The sequence below is a fragment of the Pontibacillus salicampi genome (assembly GCF_042434395.1).
In the GTDB taxonomy this organism is placed as follows: domain Bacteria; phylum Bacillota; class Bacilli; order Bacillales; family BH030062; genus Pontibacillus; species Pontibacillus salicampi.
Genome location: NZ_JBHLTP010000003.1, coordinates 627,115 through 639,787 on the forward strand (window position 1 = coordinate 627,115; position 12,673 = coordinate 639,787).

The window sequence follows — 12,673 nt, forward strand, 5'->3', positions numbered from 1 at the left end:
TGAAAGGAGTGATTGTAGATGAAAACACTATATACATCATTTGAAGAAGCTGTAGCGAACATAGAGGATCATTCCACAATTATGGTTGGTGGATTCGGTCTAGTAGGAATTCCTGAAAATTTGATATTAGCATTGGTGGAATCTAATGCCAAGCATTTAACGGTTATCTCCAATAATTGCGGTGTAGATGATTGGGGATTGGGATTACTGCTCCATAATAAGCAAATTGATAAGATGATAGGTTCCTATGTTGGTGAAAACAAGGAATTCGAACGGCAGGTAATTGAAGGTGAATTAGAGGTAGAGCTGGTTCCACAAGGGACGCTTGCAGAGCGGATTAGAGCTGGTGGAGCAGGCATACCGGCTTTTTATACACCAGCAGGAGTAGGAACACCGATAGCTGAAGGTGGCGAAGTACGACTATTTGATGGGAAAGAATATTTATTGCAAAAGGCTCTAACAGCAGACGTTAGTCTCGTTCGGGCAGCAAAGGGTGACCATTACGGTAATTTAATGTATAACAAAACGGCAAGGAACTTCAATCCGATGATGGCGGCTGCAGGTGAAGTGACCATAGCGGAGGTAGAAGAGCTAGTGGAACCAGGTCAATTGGATGCTGAACATATTCATACACCAGGTATTTATGTGCAAGGCTTGATAGAAGGAAAGCAGGAGAAACGAATTGAACGGCTAACAGTAGCAGAAAAAGCGTAAAAAGGAGTGTTAATTATGGCAGTCAAACTAGAGAAAGCAGCAGTGAGAGAACTTATTGCGAGAAGAGCCGAACGAGAAATTGAAAGCGGTTACTATGTTAATTTGGGTATTGGTATGCCGACTATGGTAGCCAATTATATCCAACCACACAAGCAGGTTGTTCTTCAATCAGAGAATGGACTAATCGGTATAGGACGTTCCCCCTATGAAGATGAGGTGGATCCGGATTTAATCAATGCAGGGAAAGAAACGGTAACAGCATCTACAGGCGCCTCCTATTGTGATAGTGCGGAATCGTTTGGAATGATCAGAGGAGCCCATTTAGATCTCGCTATATTGGGCGGTATGGAGGTTTCAGCGGCAGGTGACCTAGCAAACTGGATGATTCCCGGTAAGATGATTAAAGGTATGGGAGGTGCTATGGACATTGTTCATGGTGCTCGCAAAATTGTCATTATAATGGATCATGTCAATAAACATGGAGAGCCAAAAATTTTAAAAGAGTGCCGTTTACCTTTAACAGGTAAAGGTGTTGTTAACAGAATTATTACGGATAGAGCTGTATTGGATGTAACCGAAAAGGGGTTAGTGCTAGTAGAGGTAGTTGAAGGATGGACAGTGGATGAAATTATTGCTTCAACGGAAGCGGAGATTATTGTGAGTCCAGAATTGGAGGAGCTTTCTCTATAAAAAGGAGTCGTGTATTAATGAAGAACAAAGTAGTGTTCCTAACTGGTTCAGCTAGTGGTATCGGATATGAGATAGGGGAGGATTTTGCTAAACGTGGAGCCAGGGTAGTCTTTAGTGATATAAACGAAAAGAAGTTGAATGATGCGGTGCAAGGGTTACAGCAGGGCGGATATGAGTGTATAGCTGTAGCGTGTGATGTTACGAAGGAAGCGGAGCTCGAAAAGGCTATCCAACAAACGATTAGCTACTATGGGCGCATGGATGTGCTGATTAATAATGCTGGATTACAGCATGTGTCTGCTATAGAAGAGTTTCCAACAGAGAAATTTGAGTTCATGTTGAGTGTCATGCTGACCGCACCTTTTGTTGCGATGAAACATGCATTTCCAATAATGAAGCAGCAAGGGTACGGGCGTATTATAAATATGGCTTCCATTAATGGCCTTATCGGTTTTAGCGGGAAAGCAGCATACAATAGTGCCAAACATGGTGTTATTGGTCTAACCAAAGTTGCTGCACTAGAAGGAGCGGAACATGGCATTACAGTAAATGCTCTGTGTCCTGGTTATGTGGACACCCCACTAGTAAGAGGTCAATTGGAGGATCTAGCGAGTAACCGTAATGTTTCTCTGGAATCAGTGTTAGAAGAGGTGATTTATCCGTTAGTTCCTCAGAAAAGATTACTCGATGTGAAAGAAATAGCTGATTATACCGCTTTTCTAGCAAGTGATGAAGCTAAAGGGATAACAGGGCAAGCTGCTGTATTGGATGGCGGTTATACAGCTCAATAATATAGAGAGGATGATTACGATGGAACAGGTGTACATCGTAGAAGGTGCTCGAACTCCATTTGGTAGTTTTGGTGGAGCGTTGAAGGATGTTGGACCAACTACGCTTGGAGCAACAGCAAGTAAAGAAGCAATAAAGCGAAGCGGTATGGCAGCAGAGGATATCGATTTTTCTATTATGGGAAATGTTATTCACTCTTCCTCCAATGCTCCTTATTTAGCGAGACATATTGCATTGGAAGCTGGAATTCCAATCCAAAGTCCTGCTCTGGCGGTGAACCGGCTATGTGGTTCTGGATTGCAGTCAGTTGTATCAGCAGCTCAGTCGATAATGTTAGGGGAAGGGCGTACAGCGCTTGCGGGCGGTGTGGATAGTATGAGCTTGGCACCGCACGTGTTAAGAGGCACCAGATTTGGGACGAAGCTAGGTACTCCACCGGTGGAGGATATGCTCTGGGCTACCTTAACAGATGAATACATAGGGGCTGGCATGGGTATTACCGGAGAGAACCTGGCGGAAAAATATGATATTTCTCGGGAAGCTCAGGATGAATATGCGGTAAGAAGCCATCAACGAGCGGCAGCAGCAATGGAAAACGGTATTTTCAAAGAGGAAATTGTTCCAGTAGAAATACCATCTAAGAAACAGGCTAAGATGGTGGACATGGATGAACATGTTAGAGCAGACACCACGGTTGAAAAACTAGCAAACCTGAAGCCTGCTTTTAGGAAAGAAGGCTCCGTGACTGGTGGAAATGCTAGCGGAATTAATGATGGAGCGGGTGCAGTTGTTCTAGGAGGAGAAGCATACCTCTCCTCTAATGACATAACACCTTTAGCAAGAATCGTATCTTGGCACGTGGCCGGTGTTGATCCATCGATTATGGGCATTGGACCTGTACCTGCGATAAAGGGAGCTTTATCGAAAGCGAACCTATCATTAGATGATATTAGTTTAATAGAGGTGAACGAAGCATTTGCTGCTCAATATTTGTCAGTGGAAAAAGAGCTTGGCTTAGACAGGGAGAAGGTTAATGTGAATGGTGGAGCTGTAGCTCTTGGACATCCTGTCGGTGCAAGTGGAACAAGAGTGCTGTACACGCTCGTCAAGGAATTAAAGCGAAGAGGGGAGAGATACGGCATTGCCTCCCTATGTATTGGCGGTGGCCAAGGAATTGCGATGGTAGTAGAAGCACAAAACTAAAACAAATAGATAATTGGAGGTATAAACCATATGTGGGGGATATTACTCGGACTAATTGTTCTAATGGTGCTCGCATACTTAGGCTGGTCGATTATCTGGGTCGCACCGATAGCAGCTGGAGTGGTTGCTCTAACAGGGGGACTTGATTTATTAGAAGCCTATAAAGATACGTATATGGGCGGATTTGTGTCCTTCGCTAAATCTTGGTTCCCCGTCTTCATGCTGGGGGCTGTTTTTGGGAAATTAATGGAGGACACAGGAATGGCACGCTCTGTGGCCGTTGCGATGACGAAGGTTATAGGAAGACAGAGAGCGATATTAGGAGTCCTGACATCATCAGCAGTCCTAACTTATGGCGGTGTCAGCTTATTTGTTGTTGTGTTTGCAGTCTATCCGTTAGCCATTTCTTTATTTAGAGAAGCTAATATTAGTAGAAAGCTTATTCCTGCTACTGTTGCTTTAGGAGCTTTCACTTTTACTATGACTGCTATACCAGGATCACCCCAAATTCAAAATCTTATCCCAAGGGATTATTTTAACACTACAGCGATGGCTGCTCCTGTAATGGGAAGTATTGCAGCAATCATCATGGCGGTTGGTGGTTATGTATATTTACGCAGGCAAGAGAGGAAATTGATACAAAATGGTGAGGTTTATACTGAGCCAGAAGATGACAAGAATACCAAAGCAGATGATAAAGTGCCTCATTGGACGCTGTCCTTCTTGCCTTTATTAACTGTACTTATTACTTTGAATGGCTTTAAATTTGATGTAGTTGCTGCTCTAATTTGCGGAATCGTGTTAATTATGATTTTAAATATTGGGAAGTTTAAACGATTTATTAAAGCAATTAATGGAGGAGCAAATGGTTCTGTTATTGCCATTATTAATACGAGTGCAGCTGTTGGTTTTGGTACTGTTGTAAGAGCTGTACCAGGCTTTGAGCGTTTGACAGAGCTGTTAATGGGTGTGAAAGGACATCCACTTATCTCAGAAGCTATTTCTGTCAACATACTAGCTGGTGCTACAGGATCTGCTTCAGGCGGTATGGGAATTGCTCTAGAAGCACTTGGCTCTAAATATTATGAGATTGCCCAGAACACGGGAGTGAGCCCAGAAGCATTTCACCGTATTGCTTCGCTTTCTTCCGGCGGCCTGGACGCGCTTCCTCATAACGGAGCGGTACTCACTTTATTTGCCATTACAGGCATGACACACAAGGATAGCTACAAGGATATCTTTGTCGTAGCTGTTCTTATCCCCATTATCTCTGTAGCGTTTGTGATTATGCTGGCAGCTATTGGATTATTATAATATGCAGGAAGTAAAAAGAGGAATGCTTTTATCGCATTCCTCTTCAGAGTGTCGAGAAAGTACCGTCGGTTCTTCATGTGTATTGAGGCGGTGTTGGCGAAACGACTCGCTTTCCATGGGCGTCCGCTGAGCCTCCTCACTCCCTTCGGTCGCTGTGGGGTCTCATCTGTACTCCTGTCCATAGGAGTCTCGCCGTTTCGCCAACAACTTTCGAATGATGAGTCTGAACCTCTTCTGCTGTCATGAGGAAAGAAAGCGGTCTATTTTTGCATGGAATCAGGGGAATTTTTATTGTCGTTAGGGTCTGTTCCCACTACTTATCGCACCGTGGGGTGGAAATGGGCAGACTCCTCTGGGATGCATGGACAACTGTGAGATCTCACAGGGGTCTATTTTCCGTTTAATCACAGTATTTGTAACAGAACCGCCCTCCATACTTTTTCGATAGCCTGAAGAGGAATGCTTTTATCGCATTCCTCTTTTTCATGAACTTTTCTATAGTGCCTCCCTTTTCAAAAGGAACTGCAATCTCTAAGCTGGTAGTGGATGGAGGTAATTATATGAAATACTCGAATGTAATGTTGTTATTAACGTTATTATTACCTGCGGTTAGTGGTTCAAGAAGACTGTTTAGTACTTAATAGGGTGATAGTGCACAGTATAAGCACCATACCGAGCAGTTGGACGAACGTTAAGCTATCTTGAAGAATAACAACGCTAAACAAAGAAGCAGTAACGGGCTCTACCATCGCAATCATGGAAGCAGTAGTGGGTCTGGTGCGTTTCACGCCATAAATATAAAGCACAAAAGAGAAACCAGCTCCGATGAACCCTAACAGGATAAACCAACCGACATCACTGGAGGTGAGTACAGAAGCAGCCTCTTGGCGATTAAGGAAGGGGAACAGTATTAAACAAAATGTAAATAAAGCAATAGTTAGGGTCGTTTGAGGTTTACTGTACGCCGAAGCATTTTTAAAACCAAAAATAAACAAAGCGTAGGAAATACCTGCACCAAGCCCAAGTAATGCACCAGTAATAGTTACAGTGGATGAACTGTTATATATGTTAGTAAGCAAGGAAATACCTATAAGTACAACTGTGATACATGTCCACTTAAACCATGTTGAGTCTTCCAATCGAAGAAGAAAAGAAGCCAGCAGAACAAACACTGGAGCGGTGTACATTAATGTCGCAGCTACCGCAACACTTGATGCTTCTATACTAAGGAAATAAAACGTGAAGTTTCCAGCCACGCCTACACCTGCCAGAATTGACCATAGATAGGTATAGCGAGAGCTTGGCCAATTTTGCCTTGCGTGAAATAGAAACCAAGAGAAGGTACAAATAAACCCGACTGTTCCTCGATAAAAGGAAATGACGATAGGATTCCAGCCTTTATTCATCAAAATATCCGCAATCCCCCCGGTTACACCCCAGAGGATAGCAGCTATCATAACATATCCTATTCCAGCATATTTCAATGTTTGCCTCCTAATTTCATGTGTAAGATGTTGCCCCTGTTTGGTGAATTTCTATTGAAACAGCGACGTAAGCTGGAAGACTTGGCTTCGAGATAGGTGCAGCACGTACTTGAGGAAGATATAGTAGTAAAGCGGAGTTATTCCAATTCCATCTCCTTCCCTTTTACATGTCTCCACTCTTCAATTCAAGGCTTCCCTTTTACCATTAACCATTTCTTTTAACAAAGCTATAGGTCTTTTCCATAAAATAAAAATATTTAAACCTCGAACTGATTCATACAGGAACAAAGCAGGTAAATGGTCATCACACAAGTTTCACTAAAGATACATCTTTACTAATAGATAATTTTCTCATTAACAGCTTCATGCGTTTCGTACCAGATTATGGTGCTTTACAAAAAATAATGTCTTCATTCGCTATTTATGTAAGCGTTTTTGTGTGCTATCATTACAATTAATTCATATATAGAAAGCGCATTCACATATGTGAATTTAAGAGGGGTGAAAAATTGACAGTTAAATCTGCTGAACGGGTTATAGACATATTGGATTTATTGAAGGATGTACGGGAAGGAATGACGTTAAAGGAAATTGCCGATTCCTTGTCGTTGCCTCAAAGCAGTACTTTTCATCTTCTAAATACAATGGAATCGAAGGGTTTTCTAATTGTGACAGAGCGAAGAAGCTACAAGCTAGGTCCTAAGCTTATTCAAATAGGTACTAAAGCAATAGAAACACTTGATATCAATAGTGAAGCTCAGCCATATCTCCGTCGACTGATGGAGAAAGTAGAGGAAACGGTGTTTATGGCAGTGCTCATTGAACAGGAGCTTGTTTATGTGGCTAAGGTGGATAATCCCCGATCTGTGCTTACAAGTGCTCAAATTGGAATGCGAAAGCCGATTTATTGTACGGGTCTTGGCAAAGCATTTTTAGCGTTTTTACCAGAGTCCATGAAGGATCGTATTCTCGCTAATGTGGACATGCATGCCGTTACCGAAAAAACAATTACTAGTCGCCTTTCATTAAATAATCAGCTCTCCCTTTTTAGGCAGCAAGGCTATGCCGTAGACGATGAAGAGAATGAGAGTGGTCTATATTGTCTTGCCTCTCCAGTTTTTAATGCATCAGGAGAAATGGTTGCAGCAATAAGTGTATCAGGGCCGAAAAATCGTGTATATTCTCGACAAGCTGAAATAGTGGAGGAATTGACTAAGACTGCATTGCAAATTTCGGAAAGAGCGGGTTTCACAAAAGGAGGTTAACAAAATAATGGATGTCATTACAATAGGAGAATCTATGGTGTTGTTTACTCCGAAAACGTCTGGTCTCATGCGATATGCCGGTGATTATTCATCAAAAGTAGCCGGTGCAGAATCGAATGTCGCAATTGGTCTAGCACGGCTTGGGCACCAGGCTGGATGGATTAGCAGGTTAGGAGAAGATGAATTTGGAACGAGAATTCATTCCTTCATACGTGGAGAGGGGGTAGATGTTAGCCAGGTTCATTTTGATGATTCAGCTTCGACAGGTCTATATTTTAAGGAGAAGATTACACCAGATGAATTACGAGTAACCTATTATCGAAAACACTCAGCAGCCAGCCTAATGACCCCAGCTGATTTGAAGGAAGCATACATATCACAAGCAGCGTACTTGCACGTTACGGGCATTACCCCTGCGCTTAGTGAGGGATGTTATGAAACCGTTTTAGAGGCGATGGAGATGGCTAGAAGGAATAGAGTAACAATAGTATTTGACCCGAATCTTCGTCGGAAGCTGTGGGAGGATAGTCATGCGAGAAAGGTGCTTCGTTCCTTAGCTAGTAAGGCTGATGTAGTTTTACCGGGATGGGAGGAGGCTCAGTTCATTTTTGGTGAATCTTCCCCTGAGAAGTTGGCTAGCGCTTTCTATGAAGAGGGTGCAAGTCATGTTGTAATGAAGCTTGGCAAGGAAGGGGCTTATGTATATTCAGAGCAATCGAAAGGGTTCGTAGAAGGGTTTCCTGTTAACAATGTACTGGATCCTGTTGGTGCTGGAGATGGATTTGCAGCTGGGTGCATCTCGGGGATGATTGATGGATTGGACTGGAAGGCTTGTGCCAGAAGAGGTAATGGTGTTGGTGCGATGGCTACGTTGGTAGAGGGCGATGTGGAAGGTCTTCCAGACAAAGGCAGATTACGAGATTTCATGAATCAAAGGGACAAGGATGACGTGGATAGATAAGGAGGTTTATAGAAATGAGTGAAACTTTACAGAAGATGAAGAAGCATAAGCTAGTTGCTGTTATTCGAGGGGCACAAGGAGAAGAGGTGCTATCCATCGCAAGAGCTCTCTATAAAGGTGGTGTTCATATTCTGGAAGTAACAGCGGATACACCACAAGTGAATGAATTAATTCAGCAGCTCAAGCAGGAACACGGTGATGAGATGATTGTTGGGGCAGGGACTGTTTTGGATGCGGAGACAGCTAAATCTGCTATTACGGCTGGGGCGCAGTTTATTTTTTCTCCAACGGTAGATCAAGAGACGATTGAGATGACTAAACGCAACGGAGTCGTTAGTATCCCGGGAGCGTTAACACCTACTGAGATAGTATCAGCCTATAAGTATGGTGCTGATCTTATAAAAATTTTCCCTGCAGGTTCTATGGGGCCAGGTTATATGAAGGATATTCACGGTCCTTTACCACAAATCCCGCTAATGCCGACGGGTGGTGTCGACCTGACGAACATTCGAGAGTATTTTGAAAAAGGGGCGGTAGCTGCAGGCCTTGGGAATGCACTTGTCAATACGAAGGAAGAAATGAACGAGGCAACATTGTGGAACATAACCGAACGAGCTAAAACATTTGTACAAGCAATAAAGGATGTGTAAAAAATGAAAATTACTAATTTTAAACTCTATCAAGTACCGCCACGTTGGCTGTTCTTAAAAATCGAAACGGATGAAGGAGTCTCAGGCTGGGGAGAACCCGTTGTCGAAGGGCGCGCTCATACGGTAGCTGCTTGTGTACAAGAGCTAATGGATTACTTAATAGGGAAGGACCCAAGAAATATTGAAGATCATTTTCAAGTGCTGTATCGTGGAGGTTTTTATCGAGGCGGCCCCATTCTGATGAGTGCTATTTCAGGAATCGAGCAAGCACTTTGGGACATAAAGGGTAAATTTTATAATATGCCAGTCTATGAAATGCTCGGTGGTGCTGTACGAGATAATATTCAAGTATATTCTTGGATTGGAGGAGATCGACCACAGGATGTTGGTGCAGCTGCTAAGGAGAAAGCAAATGCTGGATTTACAGCTATCAAAATGAATGGTACAGAAGAAATGAATTATATCGACAGCTACCGAAAAGTGGATGAAGCAGTACAGAGAGTTGCCGCCATCAGGGAAGCAGTTGGGGATGACTTTGGAATAGGAATCGATTTTCATGGAAGGGTTCATAAGGGTATGGCAAAGATTCTTGTCAAGGAATTAGAGCCATACCGCCCTATGTTTATAGAAGAGCCCGTCCTTACAGAGAACCTGGAAGCTTTTAAAGAAATTGCTAGATATACAACAACTCCCATTGCCACCGGAGAACGCAATTACACCCGATGGGGGTTCAAGCAGATGCTAATGGACGGCGTGGTGGATATTATCCAGCCCGATTTATCCCACACCGGTGGAATTCTTGAGGCAAAGAAAATTGCTGTTATGGCGGAGGCATATGACATTGCTGTGGCTCCACATGCACCGCTTGGACCAATAAATCTAGCAGCTTCCCTGCAGCTTGACGCGTGTACTCCAAACTGTATTATCCAAGAACAAAGTCTAGGCATTCACTACAACAAAGGAAGCGACTTACTCGATTACCTCGTAGACCCGACGATATTTGAATACGAAAATGGTGCTGTTACGTTCCCTACCGGCGCTGGTCTTGGCGTTGACATAAATGAAGAACGTGTGAAGAAAGCTGCAGAAGAGGGGCATCAATGGAAAAATCCTATCTGGCGTCATAAAGACGGTACATTCGCTGAATGGTAAACAATACCCTTTCTTTATAAAGATACTATATATGGTTAAAAACCAATGCAGTATTACATTGTCAGATAGATTCATTTAACAAAGGAACTATCCACATCAAGCACGAAATGACAGGAATGGCTTGCTACACGCTGTTAGTATAAAGACATGGGAGGGGAGCTATATGAAATGGGTAGAGTCCTTACAAGTAGCGCTGGATTATATGGAGGATCATCTAGAGGAGCAGGTAACGATAGAAGGGATAGCTGAAGCAGCTATGATGTCTCCGTTTCATTTCCAGCGAGTGTTTCAAGCCTTGACTGATATGTCTGTCAAGGAATACATTCGTAAAAGGAGACTGACATTGGCCGCATATGATCTTGCTAAAACAGATAGGAAAATTATCGACATTGCCCTGCAATATGGCTACGAAACCCCCGAATCTTTCTCCAAGGCGTTTCGTAAACAGCATGGTATATCTCCTAGGGAGGCCCGTACGTATAAGGGAAAGATTACATCCTATAACCGCCTGAGTATTCAGGTCAATTTGAAGGGAGACGATCCAATGCAGTATGAAATCGTAGACAAGTCGGCATTTCAAGTAGTGGGTATGAAGCATGAAGTATCCTGTCATGATGGACAGAACGAGGTGGAAATTCCGAAGCTATGGGACAAGGTGAATAAGGATGGTACAGATGATGCGTTGGCTCAAATGAACAATGGTAATATCCAAGGAATTGTTGGAGTTTGTGTGGATTTACATCCGGAAAAACCGTCTTTCATGCAATATTGGATTGGTACGGATTACGAGGGGAAAGTACCTGAAGGGATGGAAAAGCTTACTATTCCAGCATCAAAATGGGCTGTGTTCGAGGTGAAAGGGTCAATGCCGCAAGCAATACAACAAGCTTGGGGTAAAATATACTCAGAATGGTTTCCATCAAGCGGCTATCAGCATGCAGGAACACCAGACCTAGAAGTGTACTCAGATGGGGATATTCATAGTCCATCGTATCATTCAGAGATTTGGATACCAGTAAAATAACAAATCGAATGGAAGAAGAACAAACAGTGCTCCTTTAAAGAGCACTTCAGGCTGTCGAGAAAGTCTCGACAGCCTTATTTTTTCTTTTTACTTTCATTATTCACCGCGTCAATTTATTATAATAGTTATATATTCTCTAACGAAAGGTGATTCAATGTTCAATCCAAAAAAGAGCGTCAAAATGAAATCGAAATGGTCACGATTGAAGACCATCTCCTCCGTTATTGTCGCCTGCGCGGAAAAGAAAATGTGCGCGACACAGGCGTTACTGACAGCTGCCTGTCAGAACATGAAGAAAATTGCCCTTCACCTATCAAGGGTGTGTTAGGTGAAGGGGAGTCTTTTTCGGTGAAGGGCTGGCAAATACCAGGAGACTCCTGCGGAAAAACGGGCGATCCGAGACCCCCGAGTGTGGGTTTCACGAGGAGGCTCGGGCGTTCGTCCGCGGAAAGCGAGTGGTATTTGCCAGCCCGCATACATGANTTGCAGTGCTCCTTTAAAGAGCACTGTTTTGTTTTCCTATTGTGAAACTAACATGTGATTCACTCGTAAGGAATGGAAAGGCAGTTTAGGAATAGAAATCGGGAATGTTCATATGGGAGAGGAAACGCACTTTTTCAGTATTGGCCTCCTATTAATACTAACGGGCTATTTGATTGGGTGAAAAGCAAACGTGGCTATGTAGTGGGTTTAATAAGCATCAGGTGAGGGGCAAGCGTAAAATTAGGAAGACTGATTGATTACTACAATGGTAGCTTCGGTTCAATATGTATCATTCTTGTAATAAAGGTTAAGGAAGAGGAGCTACAAGGAATGATTGGTGTATTAATGCCACTTTTAGTAGCGGGGTATCTGATGTTAGCCATGTATGTGCAAAGAAACATGACAGAATAACAGATGAAATAAAGAAGCAAGGTTGCCTGTATTGGCCCAGGCAACCTTGCTGTTATTCGTTAGAATCAGATGATTCGGTATGAAACCATAGTGGATCTTCTATATCCACATCGCCATTGTAGTTGATTAATATTTCTTCCCCTGCTTGAATATCTGTATATGCGTAAAAATCAAATGAATTATTTTCGAAGTTGATTTCATATTCGGCATTGGGTTGATAGGAGTGATTGAACATCATGCCATATCCTAGTAAAAACGCAGTATGATGCTGGCCATATTCAAATACATAATCAGCCAGATGAGTTTGTTCAATATGCACATGATCCTCATTTGGATATGGAATTACTGGAGCTTCGTGTATTAATTGCCCCTTCTCAATATCCTGCTTCGCAAATACACCCTTATTCAATGAGTCATCTGTAATGGAAGACGCTCGTACCTCTATCATTATCTCACCTTCTTTGTCAGTCCTTTATTTCTAGTAACAGTCTGACAGGTCCTGCACGATAATGCAATTATCTTATAATTGTGAC

Annotated in this window: 12 protein-coding genes; 10 read left to right on the plus strand and 2 right to left on the minus strand. The window is 42.8% G+C overall.

Annotated features, from left to right (window positions below; all coding sequences use genetic code 11):
* Nucleotides 1–18 precede the first annotated feature (18 nt).
* Genes ACFFGV_RS04625 through ACFFGV_RS04645 form a run of 5 tightly spaced genes read left to right on the plus strand, consistent with a single transcriptional unit; the run spans nt 19 to nt 4,710 of the window.
* Nucleotides 19–714, plus strand: coding sequence for a CoA transferase subunit A (locus ACFFGV_RS04625; protein WP_377345402.1), 696 nt, complete (start codon nt 19–21; stop codon nt 712–714).
* 15 nt (nt 715–729) lie between these two features.
* The gene (locus tag ACFFGV_RS04630; protein ID WP_377345403.1) at nt 730–1,404 is read left to right on the plus strand and encodes a 3-oxoacid CoA-transferase subunit B; all 675 of its coding nucleotides are present in this window, start codon (nt 730–732) and stop codon (nt 1,402–1,404) included.
* A gap of 17 nt (nt 1,405–1,421) precedes the next feature.
* Nucleotides 1,422–2,195, plus strand: coding sequence for a 3-hydroxybutyrate dehydrogenase (locus tag ACFFGV_RS04635; protein ID WP_377345404.1), 774 nt, complete (start codon nt 1,422–1,424; stop codon nt 2,193–2,195).
* Nucleotides 2,196–2,214: 19 nt separating this feature from the next.
* Nucleotides 2,215–3,396, plus strand: a complete 1,182-nt coding sequence (locus tag ACFFGV_RS04640; protein ID WP_377345405.1) for a thiolase family protein — start codon at nt 2,215–2,217, stop codon at nt 3,394–3,396.
* Between the two features lie 30 nt (nt 3,397–3,426).
* The gene (locus ACFFGV_RS04645; protein ID WP_377345406.1) at nt 3,427–4,710 is read left to right on the plus strand and encodes a GntP family permease; all 1,284 of its coding nucleotides are present in this window, start codon (nt 3,427–3,429) and stop codon (nt 4,708–4,710) included.
* A 617-nt stretch (nt 4,711–5,327) separates the two neighbouring features.
* Here the strand turns inward: ACFFGV_RS04645 and ACFFGV_RS04650 are convergent.
* The gene (locus ACFFGV_RS04650) at nt 5,328–6,194 is read right to left on the minus strand and encodes a DMT family transporter (RefSeq protein ID WP_377345407.1); all 867 of its coding nucleotides are present in this window, start codon (nt 6,192–6,194) and stop codon (nt 5,328–5,330) included.
* Nucleotides 6,195–6,703: 509 nt separating this feature from the next.
* Here ACFFGV_RS04650 and ACFFGV_RS04655 point away from each other — a divergent pair.
* The 5 genes from ACFFGV_RS04655 (at nt 6,704) to ACFFGV_RS04675 (ending at nt 11,246) form a co-directional block, all read left to right on the plus strand.
* On the plus strand, nt 6,704–7,459 hold the full coding sequence (locus tag ACFFGV_RS04655; RefSeq protein ID WP_377345408.1) for an IclR family transcriptional regulator: 756 nt from the start codon (nt 6,704–6,706) through the stop codon (nt 7,457–7,459).
* Nucleotides 7,460–7,466: 7 nt separating this feature from the next.
* Nucleotides 7,467–8,420, plus strand: coding sequence for a sugar kinase (locus tag ACFFGV_RS04660; RefSeq protein ID WP_377345409.1), 954 nt, complete (start codon nt 7,467–7,469; stop codon nt 8,418–8,420).
* Nucleotides 8,421–8,434: 14 nt separating this feature from the next.
* Nucleotides 8,435–9,070 carry a bifunctional 4-hydroxy-2-oxoglutarate aldolase/2-dehydro-3-deoxy-phosphogluconate aldolase gene (locus tag ACFFGV_RS04665; RefSeq protein WP_377345410.1) on the plus strand — a complete coding sequence of 212 codons (636 nt, stop codon included), beginning with the start codon at nt 8,435–8,437 and terminating at the stop codon, nt 9,068–9,070.
* A gap of 3 nt (nt 9,071–9,073) precedes the next feature.
* Nucleotides 9,074–10,222, plus strand: a complete 1,149-nt coding sequence (gene dgoD / locus ACFFGV_RS04670; RefSeq protein WP_377345411.1) for a galactonate dehydratase — start codon at nt 9,074–9,076, stop codon at nt 10,220–10,222.
* A 163-nt stretch (nt 10,223–10,385) separates the two neighbouring features.
* Nucleotides 10,386–11,246: an AraC family transcriptional regulator gene (locus ACFFGV_RS04675; protein WP_377345412.1), complete on the plus strand. Its 861-nt coding sequence runs from the start codon at nt 10,386–10,388 to the stop codon at nt 11,244–11,246.
* Nucleotides 11,247–12,192: 946 nt separating this feature from the next.
* Here the strand turns inward: ACFFGV_RS04675 and ACFFGV_RS04680 are convergent.
* Nucleotides 12,193–12,588, minus strand: a complete 396-nt coding sequence (locus ACFFGV_RS04680) for an SET domain-containing protein (protein ID WP_377345413.1) — start codon at nt 12,586–12,588, stop codon at nt 12,193–12,195.
* Nucleotides 12,589–12,673: the final 85 nt, after the last annotated feature.

Coding starts and splice junctions, on each gene's coding strand:
- ACFFGV_RS04640 (WP_377345405.1), top strand. CDS start 2,215: ATGGAACAGGTGTACATCGTAGAAGGTGCTCGAACTCCATTTGGTAGT.
- ACFFGV_RS04625 (WP_377345402.1), top strand. CDS start 19: ATGAAAACACTATATACATCATTTGAAGAAGCTGTAGCGAACATAGAG.
- ACFFGV_RS04665 (WP_377345410.1), top strand. CDS start 8,435: ATGAGTGAAACTTTACAGAAGATGAAGAAGCATAAGCTAGTTGCTGTT.
- ACFFGV_RS04660 (WP_377345409.1), top strand. CDS start 7,467: ATGGATGTCATTACAATAGGAGAATCTATGGTGTTGTTTACTCCGAAA.
- ACFFGV_RS04635 (WP_377345404.1), top strand. CDS start 1,422: ATGAAGAACAAAGTAGTGTTCCTAACTGGTTCAGCTAGTGGTATCGGA.
- ACFFGV_RS04680 (WP_377345413.1), bottom strand. CDS start 12,588: ATGATAGAGGTACGAGCGTCTTCCATTACAGATGACTCATTGAATAAG.
- ACFFGV_RS04630 (WP_377345403.1), top strand. CDS start 730: ATGGCAGTCAAACTAGAGAAAGCAGCAGTGAGAGAACTTATTGCGAGA.
- dgoD (WP_377345411.1), top strand. CDS start 9,074: ATGAAAATTACTAATTTTAAACTCTATCAAGTACCGCCACGTTGGCTG.
- ACFFGV_RS04645 (WP_377345406.1), top strand. CDS start 3,427: ATGTGGGGGATATTACTCGGACTAATTGTTCTAATGGTGCTCGCATAC.
- ACFFGV_RS04675 (WP_377345412.1), top strand. CDS start 10,386: ATGAAATGGGTAGAGTCCTTACAAGTAGCGCTGGATTATATGGAGGAT.